We start from the raw sequence: 24,713 nt of genomic DNA on the forward strand, positions 1-24,713 counted from the left end.
CATGATACGGGTTCAGACCGAGGACTTCTGCCTGGCCACCGAATATGAAGCCTTAAGCCAGTCGTATCAGACCGGTGCCGTGGTCACCTTTGTGGGCAAGGTACGTGAGATGAATCAGGGTGATGCGGTCAGTGGCATGACCCTGGAGCACTATCCGGGCATGACAGAGCACGCGCTTGAGCAGATTGTGGCCGAGGCCAACAGCCGCTGGCCGCTGCTGGGGTGCCGGGTGATCCACCGGGTGGGCGCATTGGAGCTGGGGGATCAAATTGTGTTGGTAGGCGTGGCCAGTCAGCACAGAGAAGCGGCGTTCGAGGCCTGCCATTTTATTATGGATTACCTGAAAACCCGTGCTCCCTTCTGGAAAAAAGAACGCACCACAGATGGCGAACGCTGGGTGGATGCCAAACACAGCGACACCGACGCCGCCAACAAGTGGTGACCCTTCGGGAGCTTGAAGCTTGAAGCTGTAAGCTATCAGCTATCAGTGGTGTAACTGGCAGGCATGATGTCTGCAAATAAACCTATGTAAGCTGGCAGCGAGCAGACGCTACCGATGGTGCATGAAGCAGCAGTGGGGATTGCCGAAGCCGACCATAAAATGCCACGGATGGCATTTTCGAGCGTCCCATGGAGGGGCCCGAAGCGTGTCGGCGGAGTGCAACCGCACTGCTGCTTCATATAGCAGAGTGGGGTTTACCAATACAGGCCGTCAATCAATTCCAGGGTGACGGTGTCGCCTTTTTCCACATGGCCTCTGTCCTGCTCCAGGTGCAGCAGGCAGTTGGCTTCGGCCATGGCGCTGAACACCGCCGAGCTCTGTGAGCCTGCGGGCACCACGCCCAGGGAGCCGTCGGCCTGTGTTTCCACCCAGCCGCGCTGAAAGTCCATTCGTCCCGGTGATTTTCTGAATGGCACCAGTGCCGTGGCCTGCAGAGTGATGGCAGGAAAGAGCTGCTCGCCGGCCAGTTTTGCCAGGGCAGGGCGCACCAGCAGGTGAAAGGTAACCGCCGCCGACACCGGATTGCCCGGCAAACCGAAAAAGGCGCATTGGTCGATATGGCCAAAGGCAAAAGGTTTGCCCGGTTTGACCGCCAGCTTCCAGAAGCCAATGCGGCCCACTTCTTCCAGCACGGCCTTGGTGTGGTCGGCATCGCCCACCGACACGCCGCCCGAGGTCACAATGGCATCGTGGCTGGATGCGGCTTTTAAAAACGTCTGGCGGATCAGCGTGGGATCATCCGCAATAATGCCATAATCGGTGATCTCCACTCCCAGCCGGCCCAGCATGGCCGCCAGACCAGTGCGGTTGGAGTCGTAAATTTCGCCCGGTGCCAGCAGCTCGCCGGGGCGCTTCAGCTCATCACCGGTAGACAAGAGCGCCACCCGCAGCGGCCGGCGCACCGGCACCTGCTCCAGCCCCAGTGAGGCCAGCACCGACAGCACGCGGGCATTAATACGCATGCCGGCCTTAAACACCACTTCGCCCTGAGCCACATCTTCTGCCGCCTGACGCACGTTCTGACCCGGGCGTACTGCCTGGGCAAGGGTCACACGGTTGTTGGCAGAGGTGCAGTTTTCCTGCATTTCCACACTGTCGGCACCCAGTGGCAGGGCCGCACCTGTCATGATGCGCACACACTGGCCGCTTTCTACCCGGCCGGTGAACGGATGGCCCGCCAGGCTGGTACCAATTAATGCCAGCTCCTGTCCGGCAGTGGCATCGGCGGCCTGCAGGGCATAGCCGTCCATGGCCGAATTGGTAAAAGCGGGCACATCCAGCGGTGACGTCACCTCTTCTGCAAGAATTCGGTTCAGAGCCTGCTCCAGCGGCACCAGCTCGTTAGTGTCAAGGGTATCCAGCTGCCCCAGCATATCGGCTTTGGCATCTGCAAAAGGGCGAAGGCCCGGCTGACTGCAACAATCCTGAATGGCCATAATCCGGCTCCCTGAATGGTGTTGATTGACTACATTATTCCAGACCCGGGCAGTGATTGTCATGACGGTGTCATCAAAATGAGCGCTAATCCGTCATTCACAGCCAGTGTCAAATGCACTAACATGCCCTCTGCTTGTAAATCCCACGGAGAAGATGATGACCGCATTGAGCGACGAAGCCATTCGGGTCCGCTCGGCCCTGGAAGCCCGGGGTCTGGAAACCCCGATGCGCCATAACCCCCTGAGCCGGGATCAACAGCAAGAGCAGATCACCGGCCTGATGACCCAGGTAATGGATGTGCTCGGGCTGGATCTGGAAGACGACAGTCTGGCAGAAACCCCCCAGCGCATCGCTAAAATGTATGTGCGTGAGATCTTCTCCGGGCTGGATTATAGTCAGTTCCCCAAAATTACCCTGATCGATAACAAAATGAAGGTCGACGAAATGGTACAGGTGCGCAATATCACCATGACGAGTACCTGCGAGCACCATTTTGTCACTATAGACGGCACTGCTACCGTGGCTTACATTCCGCGCAGCAAGGTGATTGGCTTGTCCAAAATTAACCGCATTGTGCAGTTTTTTGCCCGCCGGCCTCAGGTACAAGAGCGGCTGACCCAACAGATACTGGTCGCATTGCAGACCCTGCTGGAGTCGGAGGATGTGGCAGTGAGCATGACGGCTACCCATTATTGCGTCAAGGCCCGCGGTGTGATGGATGCCACCAGTACGACTACCACCACCTCTCTGGGGGGAATTTTCAAAAGCCGGCAGGAAACCCGTCAGGAGTTTCTGAGCGGTGTGGTGCGCTGAGCATGAAGCCCAGAGTGGAAATTCGCTATTGCAGTCTGTGCCGCTGGTTGTTGCGTTCGGGCTGGCTTGCCCAGGAGATGCTGTCCACGTTTGCTGATGATCTCGGCGAGGTAGCCCTGATCCCGGGTGACAAGGGACAGTTTCAGATTTTGGTAAACGGCGAGCTTATCTGGTGCCGGGTGGCCGATAACGGCTTTCCCGACGCCAAGGAAATAAAGCAGCGCATTCGGGACCAGATTGCTCCGGAGCGCGACCTGGGCCACAGCGATCGCTGACAACTCTGTCACTGTGTGCTGAGCTTTGCGGCTAAACTTAGAAAAAATAATGTTTATGCTGCCATCAGAACGCTAAGACAGGGCTGTCTATGTTAAGGCTGCACACCCAACCATATCATCATAACGGTATTGAGCTTGCCGGTGCATCTGCCAAGCTGGCGCTGGTGTGCGAAGGCGGCGGTCAGCGGGGTATTTTCACTGCCGGTGTGCTCGACGCCTTTATGGCTGATTCGTTCGACCCCTTTCAGTTATTTATCGGCTCTTCTGCCGGTGCCCAGAATATATCCAGTTTTGTCTGTCACAGCCCGGGTTATGCCCGGGAAGTGATCATGGACTACACCACCCGATCGGATTTTTTCCGGCCGCTGCATTTTGCCCGGGGAGGCGATCTGGTGGATCTTGACTGGTACTTTGAGGTACTGCGCCATCAGCTGCCGCTGGATGTTGCAGGCGGCCGTCTGCGGCTGGGACAGCGTGAGCTGTTGTTTTGCAGTACCCGGGTGCGGGATTATCAGGCTTGTTACTTCCACCCGGACAGTACTGACTGGCTGCTGGGGCTGAAAGCGTCCAGTGCCATACCGCTGTTTTACCGTAAAGGCGTGGAATGGCAGGGAGAGCGCTATCTTGACGGCGGCGTGGCCGATGCCATTCCGGTGCGTGAAGCCTGGCGCAGAGGGGCGGGGGTGATCGTCGTGATCCGCACACAACCGGCGGCTCAGCGCATGAACCTCAGCTGGTTGCACCGGCTGGAAAGTCTGGCAGGCAAGGAGCGTATTGGCGAGCTGCTGGGAATTATTCGTGCTCATCAGCATTGCTGCCACGATGCCTGTCGTTTTATCGAACAGCCGCCAGATTCGACAAATGTCCTGGAAATTGCACCGCCCGTGCCGTTGCAAAGCCGTGTGCTTGGTTCAGGCAGGCAACAGCTTGAGCAGGATTACCAACTGGGTTTTCGTTGCGGCCAGCAGTTTTTGCTGAAATATGGCGAAAAGATAACATGATGGAGGGGATGAATGCGGGTTTTTTATCAGGTTTCGTCTGGTCAGCGGCACAACCGGACTGTACACTCGCGGCCCCGGTTTTTATCATGGCCGTGAACGGCTTACTGTTAAACCGACTCATACTCATGCCGGGCAGCGCAATGCCCGGATTTTCTGTGACCCTGAACCAAAAAGGGGACAAAACGCATGGCTGAATGGTCCGCAAGCGACGCACTCAAAATCTACAACCTGCCTTACTGGGGCGCGGGTTTTTTCCATCTCGATGAACAGGGGCGTGTCTATGTCACTCCTGATAAAACCCGCCCCGATGCCAGAGTGGTGCTGGCAGATGTGGTGGAGCAACTCAAGGCTGAAGGCTATGCTGCGCCTGTCCTGCTGCGTTTTCCGGATATTATCAAAAGCCGCATTGATGCGTTGTTTCATGCCTTTAACGGTGCCATTGAAGACTATGGCTATGAAGGCGATTACCTGACTGTGTATCCGATTAAGGTGAACCAGCAGCGCGGCGTACTGGATGCCGTCACCAAGGCCTACAAAGACAAACCCCGGCTGGGGCTGGAAGCCGGCTCAAAGCCGGAGCTGCTGGCGGTGCTGGCCCATACTCACGAAACCGAGTCGGTGATTGTCTGCAACGGCTACAAAGACAAGGAATACGTGCGCCTGGCGCTGCTTGGCACCAAAATGGGCCATCAGGTTTACATTGTGATTGAAAAGCTGTCTGAGCTGTCCCTGGTAATGGAAGAAGCCGCCAAGCTTAAGGTGTCGCCGCGTCTTGGTGTGCGGGCCCGGCTGGCGTCTCAGGGCGCAGGAAAATGGCAGTCGAGCGGCGGCGAGAAGTCCAAGTTCGGCCTCAGTGCCACTCAGGTGCTGAGCCTGGTTAATCAGCTGAAAGATGCCGGCTGCATCGACTGGCTGCAGTTGCTGCATTTTCATCTGGGATCTCAGATTGCCAACATTCGTGATATTCAGAAGGGCATTCGCGAGTGCGGCCGCTTTTATGCCGAGCTGCGCCGGCTGAATGTGCCGGTCAACATTGTGGATGTGGGCGGTGGTCTGGGCGTGGACTATGAAGGCACCCGCTCACAAAGCTACTGTTCGGCCAACTATAATCTGCGCGAATATGCCAACAATGTGGTGTGGGGCATCGGCAATGTCTGCCGGGAGTATGAGCTGCCGCATCCGCGTATTATCAGCGAGTCTGGCCGGGCCATTACTGCTCACCATGCCATGCTGGTGGCCAATGTGATCAGTATTGAGTCGGCTCAGAGCACGCGACCGGCAGCGCCGGCAGAAGATGCCCCCTTTTTGCTGAAAAATATGTGGGAAACCTGGAATGATCTGTGCCGGGACGATCCGCCCCTGCTGGAAATCTATCACGACACAGTAGCAGAGCTTGCCGATGTGCATGGTCAGTACAATATGGGCATGCTCACCCTGGAAGACAGAGCCTGGGCAGAAGAAGTACACCTGAATATTTGTCTGGCCATCAAGCAAAAGCTGGATCCGGTAAACCGGGCACACAGGCCCATTATGGATGAGCTGAATGAAAAGCTGGCAGACAAGTGCTTTGTAAACTTTTCGCTGTTCCAGTCGTTGCCCGATGCCTGGGGCATTGATCAGATCTTTCCGGTGCTGCCCCTCGACGGCCTCGACAGAGCGCCGGCGCGGCGTGCGGTGATCCTGGACATTACCTGCGACTCTGACGGTGCCATTGATCAGTATGTAGACGGTCAGGGTGTGGAAACCACACTGCCCATGCCGGAGTTTGTGCCCGGACAGCCCCAGTATCTGGGCTTCTTCCTGGTGGGCGCCTATCAGGAAATTCTGGGCGATATGCATAATTTGTTTGGTGACACTCACAGTGCCGAGGTGGTGCTGGATGAGCAGGGCAAGGCGCACATCACCAATATCAAGGAAGGCAGCAATGTGGCCGAGCTGCTGCGTTATGTGGACATTGACCCGACCGTCATCAATGCCCAGTATGAGTTGCAGGCAAGCCATCCCGATCTGGATGAGGAAACCCGGGCGCTGTTGCTGAAAGAGCTTTCTGCCGGGCTTGAAGGCTACGCCTATCTGGAAGAAGAGCAATAACATCAACGCCCCGAAAGGGGCGTTTGTTATTGGTCTGCAGGCTGCTCATGCAGTTTACGCTCAAGATCCTGAGTCACAATGGCCAGCGCCTTGAGTGCCAGCTCTGGATCGACCTGGTTTACTTCAAGTAATTCAATCAAGTCTACCGCCAGCTGTATGTGTGCGGGTGCGTCTTTCAGGCTCATGTTTCAACGTTCACTTATCAAAAATAAAAAAACGCCCAGCAGTGAATGCTGGGCTAAGACTTAGTGCTTAATTGCAGTGGCATCTTGTAGGAGCCCTTCCGGGAACAAAGGTTCCCGAACATTTGCAAAAAGACTGCATAAAAAATATTCACAGCGGATTGCTTGACAGCCGGACGTGTCAAACATAGATTTTAAACAAGTGTTTAAAACTTGTTGAGGGTGTCCGGTGGCGCGTAACAATACCAAACAAAAAATACTGGATGCCGCCGAAGTGTTGTTTGCCGAGCAGGGCTTCAGCGACACGTCACTCAGGCTGATCACCAGTGCGGCAGATGTGAACCTGGCCTCGGTCAATTATCACTTTGGCTCGCGCAAGGATCTGATCAAGGCGGTAATGAACCGTTATCTCAGTCAGTTTATGCCCGAGGTGAATAATAGCCTGCGGCAGCTGCTGAATCAGAACGAGATAAAAGTCCAGCAGGTGTTTGAGTGCTTTGTCAGTCCGCTGATGGGGCTGACCCGTATACGCCGGCGCGGTCCCGAGATTTTCCTCCAGCTGCTGGGGGGAGGCTATATGGATAACCAGGGCTTTTTGCGCTGGTTTATCGTTAACCAATATGGTGAAGTGCTGGACAACTTCTCCCGTTGTATCAGGCAGGCGATTCCGGGCCTGTCGTCGGCAGACTTGTTCTGGCGGCTGCACTTCACCCTGGGTACCGTGGTATTTACCATGGCATCCGGTGACGCTCTGCGTGATATAGCCCGTAACGATTTTAATGAGAATATTGACGTGGAAGGCCTGGTTCGAAAGGTAATTCCTTATCTGGCAAGCGGCATGGAAGCCCGCATCGATTGACACAACCAAGGGGTTGAGGAGGTCATAATGAGTTTACGCAGAAAGTGGATAAGTGCACCGGCATTCAATACTTTTAAAAAGGTATTACCGCCGCTGTCGGCAACCGAGCGTGAAGCCATGGAAGCCGGCTCGGTCTGGTGGGACGGTGAGCTGTTCAGCGGCCGGCCCGACTGGTCGAAATTACTGGCCTATGGCCCGTCCGAACTCAGCGAGCGGGAACAGTCATTTCTTGATAACGAAGTGGAAACCCTGCTGGCCATGCTGGATGATTACCAGATTGTCAGCGAAGAGCGGGAGTTACCCGAGCCGGTATGGGACTATCTGCGCAGCAATGGCTTTTTCTCTCTGATCATTCCTGAGTCTTATGGCGGGCTGGAATTTTCTGCGTTTGCCAATTCCACCATAGTGGCCCGTATTGCCAGTCGCAGTACCAGTGCTTCTGTTACCGTGATGGTGCCCAATTCGCTGGGTCCCGGCGAGCTGTTAACCCATTACGGCACCGAAGCCCAGAAAAACCGCTGGCTGCCCGGCCTTGCCAATGGCACCGAAATTCCCTGTTTTGCGCTTACCGGCCCCGAAGCCGGCTCTGACGCCGGTGCCATTCCCGACAGTGGCGTGGTGTGTATGGGCGAATATGACGGCAAGGAGGTGCTGGGCCTGCGCCTGAACTGGGACAAGCGCTACATTACACTGGCTCCCCGCGCGACCGTGCTGGGGCTGGCGTTCAAACTGTACGATCCCGACGGCTTACTGGGCGACAACAAGGAGCCGGGCATTACCTGTGCACTTATTCCTACTTCACACCCGGGTGTCGAAACCGGCGACCGGCACCTGCCCATGGGACTGGCGTTTTTAAACGGCACCACCCGTGGCAAAGATGTATTTATTCCCATCGACTGGATTATCGGCGGCCCTGACTATGCCGGCCGTGGCTGGCGTATGCTGGTGGAGTGCCTGTCGGCAGGACGGGGTATCTCGTTGCCGGCACTGGGCGCGGCCAGTGGCCATCTGGCTACCCTCAGTACCAGTGCCTATTCGGTAGTGCGTAAACAGTTTGGTCTGTCTATCGGCCGTTTTGAAGGCGTTCAGGAGGCCATGGCCCGTATCGGCGGTCTGACCTACCAGCTGGAAGCGGCCCGCCGGCTCACTACCAGAGCGCTGGACTCCGGTGAAAGTCCGGCCATCGTAACGGCCATATCCAAATATCACATGACCGAAATGGCCCGCACCGTGATGAACGACGCCATGGACGTGCACGCGGGCAAGGCCATTCAGATGGGTCCCAAAAACTACCTGGCCCACAATTACATGGGCATGCCCATTGCCATTACCGTAGAAGGGGCCAATATTCTCACCCGCAACCTGATGATCTTTGGTCAGGGAGCCACCCGCTGTCACCCCTATGTGCTGAAAGAAATGGAAGCTGCCGCCAATCCCGATGAAAAGGCGGCGCTGGAGCAGTTCGACAAGCTGTTGTTCAGTCATATTCGCTTTGCCACCGGTAATGCGGCCGGGGCTCTGTGGCAGGGGCTGACCGGAGCCCGCTTTAACAACTCACCGGTGTCCGGTGAAACGGCGGTGTATTATCGCCAGCTCAGTCGTATGAGCCGGGCGCTGGCATTGTGTGCCGATGTGTCCATGCTGATGCTGGGGGGCGATCTCAAGCGTAAAGAAATGCTCTCGGCCCGGCTGGGAGATGTGCTCAGCCACCTTTATCTGGCCAGTGCCACCCTGAAATACTTTGAGGATAATGGCCGTCAGTCACAAGATCTGCCTTTTGTGCATTATGCGGTCAGCCGCAACCTGCACCTGATAGGTGAAGCCCTGAGCGGATTTTTGCAGAACTTCCCTAACAGGGCAGTGGCTTTTACCCTTAAAGCGCTGGTATTCCCGTTGGGTAATCGTTATCGCATGCCCTCAGACCGTTATGTGCACGGTATCTGTAAGCAGCTGATGAAACCAGGTGGCATACGAGACCGGCTGTCGGCACTGTGTTACCGGCCAGCCGCCAGTGAACCCGGCCTGGGTGAACTGGAAGCGGCCTTTGAAGCCATGGTGGCGGTCGCCAGTCTGGACAAAAAAATTGCCAAGGCGCAGAAAGACGGCACCTTGCCGCGTAAGCTGGCGCTAAGGCCACTGCTGGAGCAGGCACAGCAGGCAGGTATTATCACAGAGAGTGAAGCCCAGCGGCTGAAACAGGCTGATGAGCTGCGTCGCAAGGCCATAGCGGTAGACAGTTTCGCGCCCGGTGTGCTCAGCCGTCAACAGCAGGTGAAAAAAGAAAATGCAGCCTGATCCATGAGTGATATTATCCAGCAACTTGGCAGCCGGCGGTTGCTGCCATTGATCACTCTGGAGCAGCCGGCATCTGTGCTGTCCCTTGGCAGAGTGCTGGAAGATAACGGCCTGCCGGTAGCGGAAATTACCTTTCGCACCCCAGCAGCTGCCGATGCCATTGCGTTGCTGCGCCGGCACCATCCGCATATGCTGATTGGTGCCGGTACCATCCTTAACCGGCAACAGGCACTGGCTGCCAAAACAGCCGGTGCCGATTTTATGGTATCCCCCGGGTTTAACCCCAATACAGTGACGGCCTGCCGGGAGCTGGATATTCCCATTATTCCCGGGGTTAATAATGCCAGCACCATAGAGGCAGCGCTGGAAATGGGCCTGACTACACTCAAGTTTTTTCCGGCCGAGCCGTCGGGAGGCGTTGCCATGCTGAGCGCCCTGCTCGGGCCCTTTGGTCAGCTTAGTGTGCTGCCCACAGGGGGGATTGATACCAATAACCTCGGAGATTATCTGGCCATACCACAAGTGCTGGCGTGCGGCGGCTCCTGGCTGGCCTCGCCGGAGCTTATCAAGGCAGAAAACTGGCAGGAAGTTGCCCGGCGCGTGCGGCAGGCGGTGGCGTTAAGCCAGTAAAAAGGCCGGACTACACGTCCGGCCTTTTTTATATTGTCATCCCGGCGAAGGCCGGAATCCACTCTGTTATGGACTCCGGGTCAGGCCCGGAGTGACGGTATCTCGCTTATTCTACCGTCAGAATTTTGCAGGTATTGGTGCTGCCCACCACTTCCATCATGTCACCGTGGGTCAGCAATACCAGGTCACCGCTGTTTACATGGCCGGCTTCTTTCAGAATGGCAATGGCATTACGGCAGGTTTCAGAGATATTTTTGGTCTCGTCAGCCTTGAAGTAAACCGGGGTAACACCACGGAACAGGTTGGCCCAGGACAGGGTTTTTTCTTCCTGAGACAGGGCAAAAATCGGCAGACCGGAGCTGATGCGGGACAGCAGCAGCGGCGTAGTACCGGAATGAGTCAGTGCCACAATGGCCTTTACACCCTGCAGGTGGTTGGCGGCATACATGGTGGACATGGCTACGGTTTCTTCCACCGACGTAAAGGTAAAGTTCATGCGGTGGTTGGAGACATTGATGCTGGGGTGCTTTTCGGCACCCAGGCACACTTCGGCCATGGCTTTTACGGTTTCTACCGGAAAGTCACCGGCAGCGGTTTCCGCAGACAGCATAACGGCATCAGTGCCGTCCAGCACGGCGTTGGCCACGTCCATCACTTCGGCACGAGTAGGCAGCGGCGCGGTGATCATCGACTCCATCATCTGAGTTGCAGTAATCACCACCCGGTTCAGGCGGCGGCTGGTGCGGATCAGTTTTTTCTGCACGCCCACCAGCTCGGGGTCGCCGATTTCCACGCCCAGATCACCACGGGCTACCATGACGGCGTCTGATGCCAGCACCACGTCTTCCATGGCGGCATCGGTTGCTACCGCTTCGGCGCGCTCTACCTTGGCCACCAGTTTGGCATTACTGCCGGCAGCGCGTGCCAGTTCACGGGCAATGCGCATGTCTTCACCGGTGCGGGGGAAGGAAACGGCCAGATAGTCCACGCCAATTTTGGCCGCGGTTTTGATGTCTTCTTTATCTTTGTCGGTCAGGGCCGGAGCAGACAGGCCGCCGCCTTTCTTGTTGATGCCCTTGTTGTTGGACAAGGGGCCGGCCACGGTCACTTCGGTCAGTACCTTGTTGCCTTCCACGCCTTCAACACGCAGCTGTACGCGGCCGTCGTCAAGCAGCAGAATGTCGCCGTTTTTAACGTCTTTGGGCAGCTCTTTATAGTCAATGCCCACGGCCTGCTGGTTACCTTCGCCCTTGGGCAGATCGGCGTCGAGAACGAACTTGTCGCCGATATTCAGCTGAATTTTACCGTCTTTAAAGGTGGAAACACGGATCTTGGGACCCTGCAGGTCACCCAGAATGGCCACGTGCTTGCCCAGTTTTTTGGCAATTTCCCGCACCTGGTTGGCACGGTTCATATGATCTTCCGGGGTACCGTGAGAAAAGTTCATGCGAACCACGTTAGCACCGGCGGCAATAATACCTTCAAGGTTATTATCGCGATCGGTAGCAGGACCCAGAGTGGTAACAATCTTGGTGCGTCTTAACATGAGAGACTCCAATTGGAAGAAAAAATGAATACGACAGGTAAAACAGAATTGTATTTCAGAGTGAAAGCGCCCGGTTGTGAAAAGGTCCGGAAACTATCGCCAGTAGCAGGAGAGACGGCTTCATCCTGAGCCGGAGCTGACGATTGATGATAAGGCCATGGTGTGCTCACAGTCTGACGCTTCATCCTTGGTTTATGTAATTGTTATCGATGATAACTGAAGCGATAGCAAAAGTGTAGACGAGATCACAAAAATGCTGAGGTTTTGAAAAGACCTTGATGCAGGTCAAAGTTCGCGTTGAGTGGCAGCATAAGCAGATGTATGAATGATGACAAGTTAATGATTTTTAAAATAAATAATTAAAAAGATACAAGGGGAAGGGAGGGCTGTGAATGGTTTATGATACAATCTGAGCGAAATGAGTATGCAGAATAATGCGATTTTTGTGTCTGATTGCTTGTAACATTTTCACCGCTGGTTAACAAAAGCAACAGCAGGGCAGGGCAAACACAGGCAGCATGCAGAACCACGCCGCCTTTATCATGGTTATAGATGAGGGCTGTCAAAGCGGGAGTTTTTAATGCCTTCTTTTACCTTTTTCAGGTTTTCGCGAAAACGGGCACCCCGGCGCAGAATAAAGCCGGTGGCAAGTACGTCGATCAGTACCATCTGTGCCAGCCGTGACGCCATGGGCAGATAGACGTCTGTGTCTTCCGGCACATCCATCGACAGCACCACATTACATTCCCGGGCCAGGGGAGAGTCCTTGGCGGTCAGGCCAATCACCACGGCGTCATTCTGTCTGGCCAGCTGGGCTACTTCCACCAGTGCCTTGGTGCGACCAGTATGGGAAATCAGTACCACCACATCGCCTTCGATGCTGGCAATGCAGCTCATGCGCATCATCACCACATCATCAAAGCATTGCACCGGCACATTAAAACGAAAGAATTTATTCATGGCATCGTGTGCTACCGCAGAAGACGCGCCCAGCCCAAAAAAAGACAGCTTGCGGGCCTGGGTCATGATGTCTACACAGCGGTTGACCGCCTGAGGATCCAGGCTTTGGCGGGCCGAGTCGAGGCAGGCCATGCTGGATTCAAAAATCTTGGCGGTATACGACTCGGGGCCGTCGTCTTCTTCTACATGACGATTTACATAAGGTGTGCCATTGGCCAGGCTCTGGGCAAGGTGCAGTTTGAAGTCAGGAAAGCCTTTGGTGTCGAGCCGGCGGCAGAAGCGGTTTACCGTGGGCTCGCTTACGTCGGCCAGCTTGGCCAGAGCGGCAATACTGGAGTGAATGGCGGTCTGGGGAGAAGCCAGAATGACTTCGGCTACTTTGCGCTCAGACTTGCTGAAACTGTCGAGATTTTTGGTAATTTTTTCCAATGTATTCATCTGAACTTCCGGCTCAGTAAGGCGGGCGGTGCCCCACCTGAATGACACAAAATATCGATAACCACTATACAGGACAAGGACTCGGCGCGAGAGGCCTGATATACCAAAGTATGATAATTTCAGGCAAAAATCAGACGGATGCTGAAAAATAAACCAATAAAACTGTAGTTAAACAACAAATGAAATGAATTAACAACACACGATTATAAAAAAGCCCCGTCAACCGGGGCTGTTATTCACCACTCTTTTCAGGCCAGCTCGGCCCAGAGATCGTATTCGTCGGAATGGGTCACGGTGACGGTCACCATATCACCGGGCTTGAGGCTGGTTTCGCCGTTCAGATAGACCATGCCGTCAATTTCCGGTGCATCGGCGCTGGAGCGACCAATGGCACCTTCTTCGTCCACCTCATCAATCAGCACCTTGATGGTTTTGCCCACCTTTTGTGCCAGACGACGAGTAGAAATCTGCTGCTGCAGCGCCATAAAGCGCTCATAGCGTTCCTGTTTAACTTCTTCCGGCACCGGATCCGCCAGCTCGTTGGCGCGGGCACCTTCCACCGGGCTGTAGGTAAAGCAACCCACGCGATCCAGCTCGGCCTGTTCAATAAAGTCGAGCAGCATTTGAAAGTCTTCCTCGGTCTCGCCGGGAAAGCCCACAATAAAGGTGGAGCGAATAGTGAGCTCGGGGCAGATTTCGCGCCAGCGGCGAATACGCTCGAGGGTGCGCTCTACCGCGCCGGGGCGCTTCATTAACTTGAGAATGCGCGGGCTGGCGTGCTGCAGCGGAATATCCAGATAGGGCAGTATCTTGCCGTCGCGCATCAGCGGGATCAGATCGTCAACGTGCGGGTAGGGGTACACATAGTGCAGTCGCACCCAGACGCCCATTTTACCCAGCTCTTCACACAGGGCCTGAATATGGGTCTTGACCGGGGTGCCGCTGGCAAAACCGGTTTTGTGCTTCACGTCTACGCCATAGGCGGAGGTGTCCTGGGAGATCACCAGCAGCTCTTTTACACCGGCATCCGCCAGCCGGCCGGCTTCTGCCAGCACATCCCCGATGGGGCGGCTGTCCAGATCGCCGCGCATGGACGGAATAATGCAGAAGGTGCACTTGTGGTTGCAGCCTTCGGAAATTTTCAGATAGGCATAGTGCTTGGGCGTGAGTTTTACTCCCTGCTCCGGCACCAGGTTCAAAAAGGGGTTGTATTCCGGACGGGGCACATAGCGGTGCACATGCTCCAGCACCTGCTCGTAGGAATGAGGGCCGGTAATTTCCAGCACCTTGGGGTGCACTTCACGAATTTGATCTTCCTTGGCACCCAGGCAACCGGTAACGATGACCTTGCCGTTTTCGTTCAGGGCTTCGCCAATGGCTTCCAGGGATTCCTGAACGGCACTGTCGATAAAACCACAGGTATTGACGATCACCATATCGGCATCATCGTAAGAAGGTACTACGTCATAACCTTCGATACGCAGCTGGGTCAGAATACGCTCGGAGTCGACCAGGTTTTTCGGGCAGCCGAGAGACACAAAGCCAATACGGGGAACAGACATACTCACTAGATTGGACTCACTTTGAAGTACTGATATAAGAAAGGGCGCATTTTACACGGGAAAGGGCTGATTAAAAAAGCCCCAATAACAAAAACACCCCGGCAGGCCGGGGTGTTTTGCGCACAAGAAAACTTACTTGGAGAAGTTTTCGGCAGCGAAGTCCCAGTTAACCAGGGCCCAGAAGGCTTTTACGTAGTCAGGACGCACGTTACGGTAATCGATGTAGTAAGCGTGCTCCCATACGTCACAGGTCAGCAGGGGAGTGATGCCGTCTTCGGTCAGCGGGCAGCCGGCGTTGGAGGTGTTTACCAGGCCTACGGTGCCGTCGGCCTTTTTCACCAGCCAGGTCCAGCCGGAGCCGAAGTTGGTCACGGCAGACTTGGTGAACTCTTCTTTAAAGGCATCGAAAGAGCCGAAAGCGGCCTTGATGGCATCGGCCAGGGCACCGGTAGGCTCGCCGCCACCGTTGGGAGACAGGCAGTTCCAGTAGAAGGTGTGGTTCCATACCTGAGCGGCGTTGTTGAATACACCACCGGTAGAAGTCTTGATGATGTCTTCCAGAGACTTGCCTTCGAACTCGGTGCCCGGAACCAGGTTGTTCAGGTTAACCACATAGGTGTTGTGGTGCTTGCCGTAGTGATATTCCAGGGTTTCCTGGGAGATATGCGGTTCCAGGGCGTTCTTGGCATAAGGCAGTGCGGGAAGTTCAAAAGCCATGTTCAATTCTCCATTATTATGCGCCGGGTGAACCGGCGAAGACATTGCTGCTTCTTGCTGATGACAGTGACGACCTCATACAGCTTAGTCGCACACCGCTAAATTGCTGAATAGATTGTAACAGTTTGCCCGCAGGCTAAACAACAACAGCTTTTGTGCGGGTAACTGGGCCGGTAATTTATCGGTTCCGGCCCTTGAGACCGGCAGGGGATACAGTAGAATGGAATTTTTACACACTCTGGTCCGAGGTGGTCATGGACACCATTGAAAAAATCAAATCCCAAATCGGTGAAAACCCCATTCTGCTGTATATGAAGGGCTCTCCCAAGTTTCCCAGCTGTGGTTTTTCCGCTCAGGCTTCCCAGGCACTGATGAACTGCGGCGAGCCGTTTGCCTATGTGGATATTCTGCAGAATCCGGAAATTCGTGCCGAGCTGCCCAAATACGCCAACTGGCCCACTTTTCCCCAGCTGTGGGTGGAAGGAGAGCTGATCGGCGGCTGCGACATCATCATTGAGATGTTCCAGCAGGGCGAGCTGCAGACCCTGATCAAGGAAACCGCCGCCAAACATCCCAAGCCTGAACAGGCCTGATTTCAAAAAGCAGGCGCAAGCCTGATCTTTGAAAACTAATGCAGTCATGCCGGCCCTGAGCCGGCATCTTTTTGACTGGCGTCTGGGGGCCGAATGATTTGCCGGAATATCAGGACTCGCCCGGCCCGCCATTTACCAGTCCTGTTTATCAACACGGTCATTCCCTCATGGATACAGACATTCTCATTATCGGTGCCGGCTCGGTCGGTATGGCAGCGGGCTTTCATGCGGTTCGCCATGGGGCCCGGGTGATCCTGCTCGATGAAGGGCATCCGCCCCATGTCTTGGGTTCCCATCATGGCAGCACCCGGCTGACCCGTACCGCCTATGGTGAAGGGGCGGCCTATATTCCGCTGTTGCTGCGAGCCAGAACCTTGTGGTCCGAGTTGGAGCAACTGAGCGGCGAGCGGGTGTTTGAGCCCACGGGTGTGCTCAATCTCGGGGTTTCCGGCAGTCCCTTTCTTGCTCAGGTCGAACGTAGTGCCGCTGAGTATGGGCTGGCATTGGAAATGGAAAGCGCGTCCGGCATTGAAGCCCGCTGGCCTGGCTGGCATGTGCCTGCCGGGGTTACGGGTGGCTTTGAACCCGATGCGGGTGTGCTTTATTGCGAACGGGCGCTGAAGGCCTGGCACCGGCTTGGTACCGAGCGGGGAGCACAATTACTTGGCGGGCGCACCGTGATCGGCTTGCGGGCGTTTTCAGGCGGAGTGGAGGCAGAGCTTGCCGACGGTACCCGGCTGACTGCGGCACAAGTGCTGGTGTGTGCCGGTCAGCGGGTGGCACCCTTGATGGCATCACTGGGGCTGTCGTTGCCGTTACAGCGAGTACGCAAAACCTTTGCCTGGTACCGTGCCGGGGTCGGGTGTTACGGTCCTGCGGCATTTCCTGGTTTTTCAGCCGATCTTGCTGACGCTATCTACTACGGTTTCCCTGCCCTGAACGGAGAAGGACTCAAAATAGGGCGGCATGATGCCGGCCAGCCATTGGCACCGGGAGAACCCCTGGCTCCCTTTGGCTTTTTTGAAGAAGACAGAGCGGAGCTGGACGCCTTTGTGCGGACCTATCTGCCGGAGGTGGGGGAGTGTCTGGAGGGCAAGGTGTGCCACTACATTCGTACGCCGGACGAGCATTTTTTGCTGGACAGACATCCCGAGTTTGAACAGGTGTTTTATGCCAGTGCCTGTTCAGGGCACGGCTTCAAGTTTGCCGGTGTATTAGGTGAGGTGTTTTCCCACTGGATGCTGGATGGCGAGCCGGGTTTTGATCTCAGCCCCTTTGCTTTAAGCCGTTTCGGCGCATAAAAAAACCGGGGTCTGTGAACCCCGGTTTTTAATACGTCTGATGGCGTTTACACCGCCGGGATCTGCTGGGTAATGCAGTGAATATTACCGCCACCCAGCAGAATTTCCCGCGCCGGTATGCCCACCACGTCCAGCTCCGGAAAGATTTCCTGCAGCCGCGCTTTGGCTACTCCATCTGTGCTTGCGTCCAGCAGCGGAAACAGCAGGCGGCCATTGGTGATTAAAAAATTCACGTAAGAAGCCGCCATACGCTCGCCGGCGGGGCGGGGCACGCCGCTGCCGCTGGCAATGCCGGCGGCTTCTTCTTCGCTGATGTACAGCGGGCCGGGCTGAGGCAGCAGCCATACCTTAAGCTTGCGGCCTTTGGCGTCGGTGGCCGAGCTTAACACCTCAAAGGCGGCCTGAGTGCGCACATATTGCGGATCCTGCGGGTCTTCGCAACCGTGCAGAATCACTTCACCCGGGCGGGCAAAACAGGCCATGTTGTCGATATGACCATCGGTCTCATCCATGTACACCCCTTGATCCAGCCAGATAAAGGTGGTGACCCCAAGAGTGTTGCGCAGATGCTGCTCTATTTCTTCCTGGCTGAGAGCAGGATTACGGTTGGCGTTGAGCAGGCATTCTTTGGTAGTAAGCAAGGTGCCTTCGCCGTCCACATGAATGGAGCCGCCTTCCAGCACCAGCGGGCTTTCTATTGCGTCAATGCCATGCTGGGCCAGCATGGCTTGCGCCATGGCCTGATCCTGGTCCCAGGGTGAGTAAAGTCCGCCCTGGTCACCGCCCCAGGCGTTAAAGCGCCAGTCCAGCCCTTTAATATCGCCCTTGTCGTTTACTACCACAGTGGGGCCCGTGTCTCTGGCCCAGGCGTCGTCGCTGTCTATTTCCACCAGGGTTACCGCTGCCGGCATGGTAGCGCGTGCCTTATTTATTTCTGCTGCCGGCACTGCCATATAAACCGGCGTCACCACAGCGATAGCCTCGGCCAGCCGGGCAAAAGTAGCCTGAGCCGGCGCACCGTGTTCCCGCCAGTTATCGGGCCGGTGCGGCCAGATCATCCATACCGCCTGCTGGGGTGCCCACTCGGCAGGCATATAAAAGCCCTTGAGTGCGTCCATCAGCGACCTCCGTGCTGTTTGCCGTCGGAGGTGAGCAGAGTCTGATACATGGCCGGGCGACGATCCCGGAACAGACCCCAGCTGGCGCGGGTTTTGGCAATTTCGGCCAGGTCAAAGCTGTGTACCAGCACACACTCGCTGGTTTTATCTGCCTGTTGTACCAGCTCGCCAAACTGATCGGCAATAAAAGAGCTGCCGTAGAAAGTGGTTTCCAGAGCGTCTTCATATTTGCTTTGCTCGGTGCCGATGCGGTTGGACGCAATCACCGGTACCAGGTTGGCAGCAGCATGGCCCTGCTGAGTACGGGTCCAGTGCAGCTGGCTGTTGATGGTCGGATCCTGCGGCTCAGAGCCAATGGCGGTGGGGAAGAAGATAAGTTCAGCCCCCATCAGTGCCAGGCTGCGGGCGGTTTCCGGAAACCACTGATCCCAGCAGATGCCCACACCAATTTTGGCATAGCGGGTCTGCCACACCTTGAAACCGGTGTCGCCGGGGGTAAAGAACTGCTTTTCCTGATAGCCGGGGCCATTGGGGATATGAGTTTTGCGATACAGATCCAGCACGGCACCGTCGGCGTCGATCACCACCAATGAGTTGTAATAGGCATTGCCGGCACGCTCAAAAAAGCTCAGCGGCAGCACCACCTGCAGCTCCCTGGCCAGAGCCTGAAAGTGCTGAATAAGCGGGCTGTTGTCCACTTCCTGAGCCAGAGCGAAGTGCTCCGGGCTTTGATCAATGCAGAAGTAAGGGTATTCAAACAGCTCCTGAATAAGAATGATCTGGGCACCCTGGCCGGCCGCATCACGCACCAGTTTTTCGGCACGGGCAATGTTTTCGTCCCGGTTCCAGCTGCAGGCCATCTGAGTGGCGGCTACGGTTACCATGGTCATATCGAGGCTCCTAGTATCAGGTCAACAGTTATCAGGTCAAAAGGCCGGCGTCATTTGCGGCTGCCTGTAGCAATAACGTGGAGTGTGCGGCTTGTTAGCCCATTCAGCAAATGCATAATATAAATTTTATTATTCACAGTATGAATGTTGTATGAAGCTGCACCAGCTTGATCTTAACCTGCTGCTGGCCTTTGATGCCCTGATGACCCAGCGCAATGTGACCCGGGCAGCACAGCAGTGCTTTATCAGCCAGCCGGCCATGAGCCATGCCCTGAACCGGCTGCGGCGGTTTTTTGCCGATCCGCTGCTGGTGCGCTCGGCCACCGGTATGCAACCCACCCAGCGAGCGCAGGAGTTACATCAGGCAGTTCGGCGGGCATTGACGCTGCTGGAGCAGGAGCTGGGCCGAAGTGATCATTTTGAACCGGCAACGTCGCGCCGGCGCTTTGTGATCAGCACCACCGATTATGTGGAGTGCGTGCTGATCCCACCACTGATTAACCGGCTCAAAGCGCTGGCCCCGGGGGTACAAATTGAAATTGAAATTCTGCGGGATACCCTGCCCGAAGCCGGTCTGGCTAATGGCGAAGTGGATCTGGTGCTGGGTTTTGATGAATACATGAAGGTTCCGCCTTCGCTGTGCTCACAAACCTGGCTGACCGAGCCGCTGGCGGGCATTGTGGCTGTTGATCACGGAACGGTAGGAAAGGCACTTTCTCTTGAGCAGCTCACCACGCTGCCCCATGTGTTTCATTCGCCGCTGGGTACCCGTGAAGCCGGCATTGATACCTGGCTGGCGGAGCAGGGACTGAAGCGGCAAATTTCGGTGAACAGCCAGAGTTATATGTCGGCGGCGGCCATAGTGGCGCAGAGTGATCATCTGCTGGTGCTGCCCAGCAAGGTGGCGGCGTTGCTGGCAGGGGCCTGGCCGCTGAAACAGGTGGCCCTGCCGCCGGACCTGCCCGCTTATCACCTCAACTGCGTCTGGCACCCGCTGCACGACCGCCAGCCCGCCCTGCAATGGCTGCGGGCGTTACTGCGTTCGCTGATTTGAGCTATTGTCTGCGGAACTTGTGCACCGCGAAGCACCAGCAGGGTTACTTCCGCCGACACGCTTCGAGCCCATCCCTGGGGCGCTCGTCACATGCCATCCCTGGCATGTGACGGTCGGCTTCAGTAATCCCTGTTGTTGCTTCGGGTAACCTCGGCGTTGTCTGCTTGCTTTCAATCAGGTTGGGATGAGTTTTACGAATCCCAACATGTCAGCCGTCGGCTCTGTTGTTCTGCGGGCAATTTAATGGATGCCAGAAACAAAAATGCCGGGTAAAACCCGGCACAACTGATGGCTGACAGCTTACCGCTGAAAGCTGAGTTTACAGCACCATGGCTGCCAGCCAGCCAAAGCCTACCAGCGGAATATTGTAGTGCAGGAAGGTAGGTACTACCGAGTCCCAGATATGGTCGTGCTGACCGTCGGCATTCAGGCCAGAGGTCGGGCCGAGGGTAGAATCTGACGCCGGCGAGCCCGCATCACCCAGGGCACCGGCGGTACCGATAATGGCCAGGGTGGCCAGCGGCGAAAAGCCCAGCGAAATGCACAAGGGCACATAAATGGGCGCGATAATCGGAATGGTTGAAAACGATGAGCCAATGCCCATGGTGATCAGCAGGCCCACCACCAGCATGGCCAGCGCCGCCAGGGCTTTATGATCACCCAGCACATCGGCTACTGCCTGCACCAGCGCACCAATGCCGTCGGTGGCCTTGATTACGGCGGCAAAGCCGGCGGCGGAGATCATGATAAAGCCTATCATTGACATCATTTTCACACCCTGGGTAAAGGCGTCTTGACTTTCCCGGAACTTGATAACCCCGCCCATGGTGAAAATAATAAAGCCCACCATGGCACCCAGAATAATGGAGTCGCTGTACAGCTGCAGGCTGAGCGCGCTGAGAATGGCGATCACCGCAATAAAAATATGCAGCGGGTTAATCTGAATATGCTCCGGCTCCACCGCAATGATTTTGCTTTCATCGTACTGGCGGGGTTTGCGGTAGCTGATAAACAGCGCCACCAGCAGACCCAGGAACATGCCTCCCACCGGAATGCCCATGGCCATGGGCAGCATACTTTTGGTTGCTTCCACGCCATTTTCCACCAGATTGGCCAGCAGAATATTGTTCAGAAAAATACCGCCAAAGCCTACCGGCAGCATCATATAAGTCGCAGTCAGACCAAAGGTCAGCACACAGGTCACGGCCCGGCGATCCAGCTGGAGCTGGGCCATTACATGCAGCAGTGGCGGCACCAGAATGGGAATAAAGGCGATATGAATGGGGATCAGGTTCTGGGACGACACTGCCGCCAGCAGCAGGGCACACAGCAATACCGATTTAATCCAGAGCACCCGGCCCTGACTGGCATTTTGCCCCAGAGCCCGAATGATGCGTACCGCCAGCAGATCGGTAATGCCGGAGCGGGAAATGGCCACCGCAAAGGCACCCAGCATGGCATAACTTAATGCAATGGTGGCACCGCCACCCAGGCCGTCGGCAAAAATCTTGGCGGTGTCGGTCAGTGACAGGCCGCCCACCAGCCCGCCCACCAGGGCACTCAGGGCCAGTGAGATCACCACGTTGATGCGCAGCAGGCTCAGCACCAGCATCAACGACACGGCGATAACAACGGGATTCATGGAATATCCTTTTAGTTCATAACGTCAAACGAAGCGGCTAGTTTGCAAATTGAACGGTGAATGTCGAGCATTATTTGCCAAAACAATGGAAAAACCGGATTGTGTGAACTTTATACAAGCGCCACGTTATCGGCGTTTCCGCCCTTGGGTTTGTGCAACCGCGCCCATATACTGTTGGTTCCGCCGCGATAGATTGATGACTTTTCGCGTGTTAACACAGCAAGGAGATAAACATGAGCGTACTGGTAGGCCGTCAGGCTCCCGACTTTACTGCTGCTGCCGTTCTGGGTAATGGCGAAATCGTTGATAACTTCAACCTCAAGGAGTTCACCAAAGGCAAAGCCGCCGTGGTATTTTTCTACCCGCTGGACTTTACCTTTGTGTGCCCGTCTGAGCTGATCGCCTTTGATCACCGTTTTGACGAGTTCCAGAAGCGCGGCGTGGAAGTGATTGGCGTGTCCATCGACTCTCAGTTCAGCCACAACGCCTGGCGTAACACCGCCGTTCAAAACGGTGGTATCGGTGCTGTTAAATATCCGCTGGTTGCCGACGTTAAACACGAAATCTGCCAGGCCTACGACGTTGAGCATCCGGAAGCCGGTGTCGCTTTCCGTGGCTCTTTCCTGATCGACGCCAACGGCGTGGTTCGCCACCAGGTAGTCAACGATCTGCCCCTGGGCCGTAACATTGACGAAATGCTGCGCATGATTGACGCGCTGCAATTCCATGAAGAGCACGGCGAAGTGTGCCCCGCGCAGTGGGAAAAAGGCAAAGCCGGCATGCAGGCCTCTCCGGACGGCGTGGCCAGCTACCTGTCTGAGAACGCCGCAGGCCTGTAATTTGGTCCTGATAACTTGTTATGCAAATGCCGGCATTATGCCGGCATTTTTTTACTCTTTCAGCAGCCCCAGCATGGCCTGTGCATGCTCGGCGGCTTCCCGTCCCAGCTCGGTCAGATAGCCACCATCGGTCTGGGTGATCAGGCCTTTCTGGTGCAGGCTGGCGGCCGCATCAATCATGCCGGGCTCGGCGTCATGATGCACTTTGATGCCCTGTTGCGTGGTATCCAGATTAAAATGCAGCAATAAATTCAGTTCATCCATTAACGCGGTGTGATAGCGCATAGGCACTCCTTGGTCTGCGGTGATGTGCAAAAACGCCTTTGACGTTAGCCTGTTATCGGCCCCGGGGCTGGGGCATGGCTCACAATTAGCGCCAATGCTCCGGCTTTATTGCACTTGCATCCCGCTGCCGGGTTGCGGATTATGTGATTTTTGTCACAACCATAAAGGAACCGCTTTCATGAGCGCCATTTGTATCAAGGACGCCCGTTTTGCCATCAGTGAACGCCATCAGCTGCACATTCCCGAACTGACTCTTGAGCAAGGTCAGTGCTGGACCTTTGTGGGTGCCAACGGCAGCGGCAAAACGGCGCTGGCCCGGGCGCTGGCCGGCGAGCTGAAATGTACAAAAGGTGAGGCCAGCCACGGCTTTGCCAGCACAGAGTGGGTGTCGTTTGAGCAATTGCAGCAGCTGGCAGACCGGGAGCGGGAGCAGGACGAAAGCGACTTGCTCGACGCTCAGGACGACGGTCACAGCGCCCGCCAGATCATGCTGGAAGGCGGTCATGATGCCGGCGAGCTGGCTGAGCTTGCCGAACGGTTTGGCATCAGCCCGCTGCTGGATCGCGGCTTTAAATATCTGTCTACCGGTGAAACCCGCAAGGTGCTGCTGTGCCGGGCGCTGCTCAGTCATCCTGCACTGCTGGTGCTTGACGAGCCCTTTGACGGCCTGGACGTAAACGCCCATAACAGCCTGATGACACTGCTGGCCGAGCTGGTGGCTGCCGGTCAGACTCTGGTGCTGATTGTCAACCGATTTGAGGAGCTGCCGGACTTTGCCACGCATCTTGGGTTGCTGGCAGAATGCGAGCTGGCTCAGGCCGGCCCCCGTGCTCAGGTGGCGGCCTCTGCCGAGCTGCGACAGCTGCATCACCTGGCAACTCTTGAGGCCAGCACGCAGGCACTGCCTCCGGCGGATCCCGACGCCGAGCGGCGCGAGCTGGATGCGAACACACCGCGCATTATCATGCGTGACATACGTGTGGGCTTTGGCGACAAGGTGATCCTGAACGGCCTCAACTGGCAGGTAAATCCCGGTGAACACTGGCAAATAATGGGCCCCAACGGGGCCGGCAAGTCGACCCTGCTCAGTCTGGTGACCGGCGATCACCCGCAAGGCTACAGCAACGATCTTACCCTGTTCGGCCGACGCCGGGGCAGTGGTGAAACCATCTGGGACATCAAGCAGCACATCGGTTATGTCAGCACCACCATGCAGCAGGACTACCGCGTGACCGCTACTCCCAAGGCGGTGATACTGTCCGGCTTTTTTGACTCCATCGGCGTTTATCAGCAGCCCGGTGATGCGCAGCGTAAACTGGCCGACCAGTGGCTGGCGTTGCTGGGCATGACGGCACAGGCCAATGAGCCGTTCCGCAACTTATCTTATGGCCAGCAACGCTTGCTGCTGATTGCCCGTGCCATGGTCAAGCATCCGCCCATTCTTATTCTCGATGAACCATTGCAGGGGCTGGACACCCTGAACCGCCACTGGGTAAAACGCTGGATTGATCTGCTGGTGGCGGAAGGGCGTACTCAACTGCTGTTTGTGTCCCATCATCAGTCCGATGCCCCTTCCTGCATCAGCCATCGTCTCAGCTTTGTGCCCGACGGCGAAGGCGGCTATCACTATCCCTGTGAAACCCTGCAGAACGCTTGACCAATTCAGCAAGCGGGGTCAGGATA

The 24,713-nt window shown here is 56.1% G+C and carries 23 protein-coding genes; 13 read left to right on the forward strand and 10 right to left on the reverse strand.

Going from position 1 to position 24,713, the window contains the following annotated elements; genetic code table 11:
• The first annotated feature begins 1 nt into the window (after position 1).
• Complete coding sequence (gene moaE, locus G364_RS0113850; RefSeq protein WP_019935746.1) at positions 2-442, forward strand: molybdopterin synthase catalytic subunit MoaE; 441 nt, start codon at positions 2-4, stop codon at positions 440-442.
• Positions 443-696: 254 nt separating this feature from the next.
• Here the strand turns inward: moaE and moeA are convergent, their stop codons facing one another.
• Entirely contained in the window at positions 697-1,938 is a 1,242-nt protein-coding gene (gene moeA, locus G364_RS0113855; protein ID WP_019935747.1) for a molybdopterin molybdotransferase MoeA, read from the reverse strand.
• Between the two features lie 157 nt (positions 1,939-2,095).
• On the opposite strand from moeA, the gene folE reads away from it, so the two are divergent.
• The 4 genes from folE to speA all read left to right on the forward strand — a co-directional run bounded on the left by folE (position 2,096) and on the right by speA (position 6,119).
• On the forward strand, positions 2,096-2,752 hold the full coding sequence (gene folE, locus G364_RS0113860; RefSeq protein ID WP_019935748.1) for a GTP cyclohydrolase I FolE: 657 nt from the start codon (positions 2,096-2,098) through the stop codon (positions 2,750-2,752).
• Positions 2,753-2,754: 2 nt separating this feature from the next.
• Positions 2,755-3,027 carry an Rdx family protein gene (locus G364_RS0113865; RefSeq protein ID WP_019935749.1) on the forward strand — a complete coding sequence of 91 codons (273 nt, stop codon included), beginning with the start codon at positions 2,755-2,757 and terminating at the stop codon, positions 3,025-3,027.
• Positions 3,028-3,116: 89 nt separating this feature from the next.
• The gene (locus G364_RS0113870) at positions 3,117-4,028 is read left to right on the forward strand and encodes a patatin-like phospholipase family protein (protein WP_019935750.1); all 912 of its coding nucleotides are present in this window, start codon (positions 3,117-3,119) and stop codon (positions 4,026-4,028) included.
• Positions 4,029-4,214: 186 nt separating this feature from the next.
• The gene (speA, locus tag G364_RS0113880; protein WP_019935752.1) at positions 4,215-6,119 is read left to right on the forward strand and encodes a biosynthetic arginine decarboxylase; all 1,905 of its coding nucleotides are present in this window, start codon (positions 4,215-4,217) and stop codon (positions 6,117-6,119) included.
• A gap of 26 nt (positions 6,120-6,145) precedes the next feature.
• Here the strand turns inward: speA and G364_RS17090 are convergent, their stop codons facing one another.
• Entirely contained in the window at positions 6,146-6,304 is a 159-nt protein-coding gene (locus tag G364_RS17090; protein ID WP_019935753.1) for a DUF2496 domain-containing protein, read from the reverse strand.
• Between the two features lie 226 nt (positions 6,305-6,530).
• Between G364_RS17090 and psrA the strand changes: the two genes are divergently transcribed.
• From psrA to G364_RS0113900, 3 genes are read left to right on the forward strand one after another with little or no spacing between them, the layout of a single operon-like run.
• Complete coding sequence (gene psrA / locus G364_RS0113890; RefSeq protein WP_019935754.1) at positions 6,531-7,160, forward strand: TetR family transcriptional repressor PsrA; 630 nt, start codon at positions 6,531-6,533, stop codon at positions 7,158-7,160.
• Positions 7,161-7,187: 27 nt separating this feature from the next.
• Positions 7,188-9,455, forward strand: coding sequence for an acyl-CoA dehydrogenase (locus G364_RS16615; protein WP_019935755.1), 2,268 nt, complete (start codon positions 7,188-7,190; stop codon positions 9,453-9,455).
• Between the two features lie 3 nt (positions 9,456-9,458).
• Positions 9,459-10,085 carry a bifunctional 4-hydroxy-2-oxoglutarate aldolase/2-dehydro-3-deoxy-phosphogluconate aldolase gene (locus G364_RS0113900; RefSeq protein WP_019935756.1) on the forward strand — a complete coding sequence of 209 codons (627 nt, stop codon included), beginning with the start codon at positions 9,459-9,461 and terminating at the stop codon, positions 10,083-10,085.
• Positions 10,086-10,191: 106 nt separating this feature from the next.
• On the opposite strand, the gene pyk is transcribed toward G364_RS0113900, so the two are convergent.
• The 4 genes from pyk to sodB all read right to left on the reverse strand — a co-directional run bounded on the left by pyk (position 10,192) and on the right by sodB (position 15,308).
• The gene (gene pyk / locus G364_RS0113905; protein ID WP_019935757.1) at positions 10,192-11,631 is read right to left on the reverse strand and encodes a pyruvate kinase; all 1,440 of its coding nucleotides are present in this window, start codon (positions 11,629-11,631) and stop codon (positions 10,192-10,194) included.
• A gap of 546 nt (positions 11,632-12,177) precedes the next feature.
• Positions 12,178-13,029 carry a MurR/RpiR family transcriptional regulator gene (locus tag G364_RS0113910; protein ID WP_019935758.1) on the reverse strand — a complete coding sequence of 284 codons (852 nt, stop codon included), beginning with the start codon at positions 13,027-13,029 and terminating at the stop codon, positions 12,178-12,180.
• A 248-nt stretch (positions 13,030-13,277) separates the two neighbouring features.
• Positions 13,278-14,591, reverse strand: coding sequence for a 30S ribosomal protein S12 methylthiotransferase RimO (gene rimO / locus G364_RS0113915; protein WP_019935759.1), 1,314 nt, complete (start codon positions 14,589-14,591; stop codon positions 13,278-13,280).
• Positions 14,592-14,723: 132 nt separating this feature from the next.
• Positions 14,724-15,308, reverse strand: a complete 585-nt coding sequence (gene sodB, locus G364_RS0113920) for a superoxide dismutase [Fe] (protein ID WP_019935760.1) — start codon at positions 15,306-15,308, stop codon at positions 14,724-14,726.
• Between the two features lie 254 nt (positions 15,309-15,562).
• Between sodB and G364_RS0113925 the strand changes: the two genes are divergently transcribed.
• Positions 15,563-15,901, forward strand: a complete 339-nt coding sequence (locus G364_RS0113925) for a Grx4 family monothiol glutaredoxin (RefSeq protein WP_019935761.1) — start codon at positions 15,563-15,565, stop codon at positions 15,899-15,901.
• Between the two features lie 167 nt (positions 15,902-16,068).
• Positions 16,069-17,202, forward strand: coding sequence for an N-methyl-L-tryptophan oxidase (gene solA / locus G364_RS0113930; RefSeq protein ID WP_019935762.1), 1,134 nt, complete (start codon positions 16,069-16,071; stop codon positions 17,200-17,202).
• A gap of 47 nt (positions 17,203-17,249) precedes the next feature.
• On the opposite strand, the gene aguA is transcribed toward solA, so the two are convergent.
• Positions 17,250-18,320, reverse strand: coding sequence for an agmatine deiminase (gene aguA, locus G364_RS0113935; protein WP_019935763.1), 1,071 nt, complete (start codon positions 18,318-18,320; stop codon positions 17,250-17,252).
• Positions 18,320-19,210 (reverse strand): N-carbamoylputrescine amidase, encoded by an 891-nt coding sequence (gene aguB / locus G364_RS0113940; protein WP_019935764.1) that lies wholly within the window; start codon positions 19,208-19,210, stop codon positions 18,320-18,322. Before aguB ends, aguA begins: the two co-directional genes overlap by 1 nt.
• A 151-nt stretch (positions 19,211-19,361) precedes the next feature.
• On the opposite strand from aguB, the gene G364_RS0113945 reads away from it, so the two are divergent.
• Positions 19,362-20,264, forward strand: a complete 903-nt coding sequence (locus tag G364_RS0113945) for a LysR family transcriptional regulator (protein ID WP_019935765.1) — start codon at positions 19,362-19,364, stop codon at positions 20,262-20,264.
• A gap of 319 nt (positions 20,265-20,583) precedes the next feature.
• Here the strand turns inward: G364_RS0113945 and G364_RS0113950 are convergent, their stop codons facing one another.
• Positions 20,584-21,906 carry a Na+/H+ antiporter family protein gene (locus G364_RS0113950; protein ID WP_019935766.1) on the reverse strand — a complete coding sequence of 441 codons (1,323 nt, stop codon included), beginning with the start codon at positions 21,904-21,906 and terminating at the stop codon, positions 20,584-20,586.
• 233 nt (positions 21,907-22,139) lie between these two features.
• Between G364_RS0113950 and G364_RS0113955 the strand changes: the two genes are divergently transcribed.
• Positions 22,140-22,745 carry a peroxiredoxin C gene (locus tag G364_RS0113955; protein WP_019935767.1) on the forward strand — a complete coding sequence of 202 codons (606 nt, stop codon included), beginning with the start codon at positions 22,140-22,142 and terminating at the stop codon, positions 22,743-22,745.
• 51 nt (positions 22,746-22,796) lie between these two features.
• Here the strand turns inward: G364_RS0113955 and G364_RS0113960 are convergent, their stop codons facing one another.
• Positions 22,797-23,030 (reverse strand): TIGR02647 family protein, encoded by a 234-nt coding sequence (locus G364_RS0113960; protein ID WP_019935768.1) that lies wholly within the window; start codon positions 23,028-23,030, stop codon positions 22,797-22,799.
• A 178-nt stretch (positions 23,031-23,208) separates the two neighbouring features.
• Here G364_RS0113960 and modF point away from each other — a divergent pair, with 178 nt between their 5' ends.
• Positions 23,209-24,687 carry a molybdate ABC transporter ATP-binding protein ModF gene (gene modF, locus G364_RS0113965; RefSeq protein ID WP_019935769.1) on the forward strand — a complete coding sequence of 493 codons (1,479 nt, stop codon included), beginning with the start codon at positions 23,209-23,211 and terminating at the stop codon, positions 24,685-24,687.
• Positions 24,688-24,713: the final 26 nt, after the last annotated feature.

The sequence above is a fragment of the Oceanimonas smirnovii ATCC BAA-899 genome, from assembly GCF_000381965.1.
Classification (GTDB): Bacteria; Pseudomonadota; Gammaproteobacteria; order Enterobacterales; family Aeromonadaceae; genus Oceanimonas; species Oceanimonas smirnovii.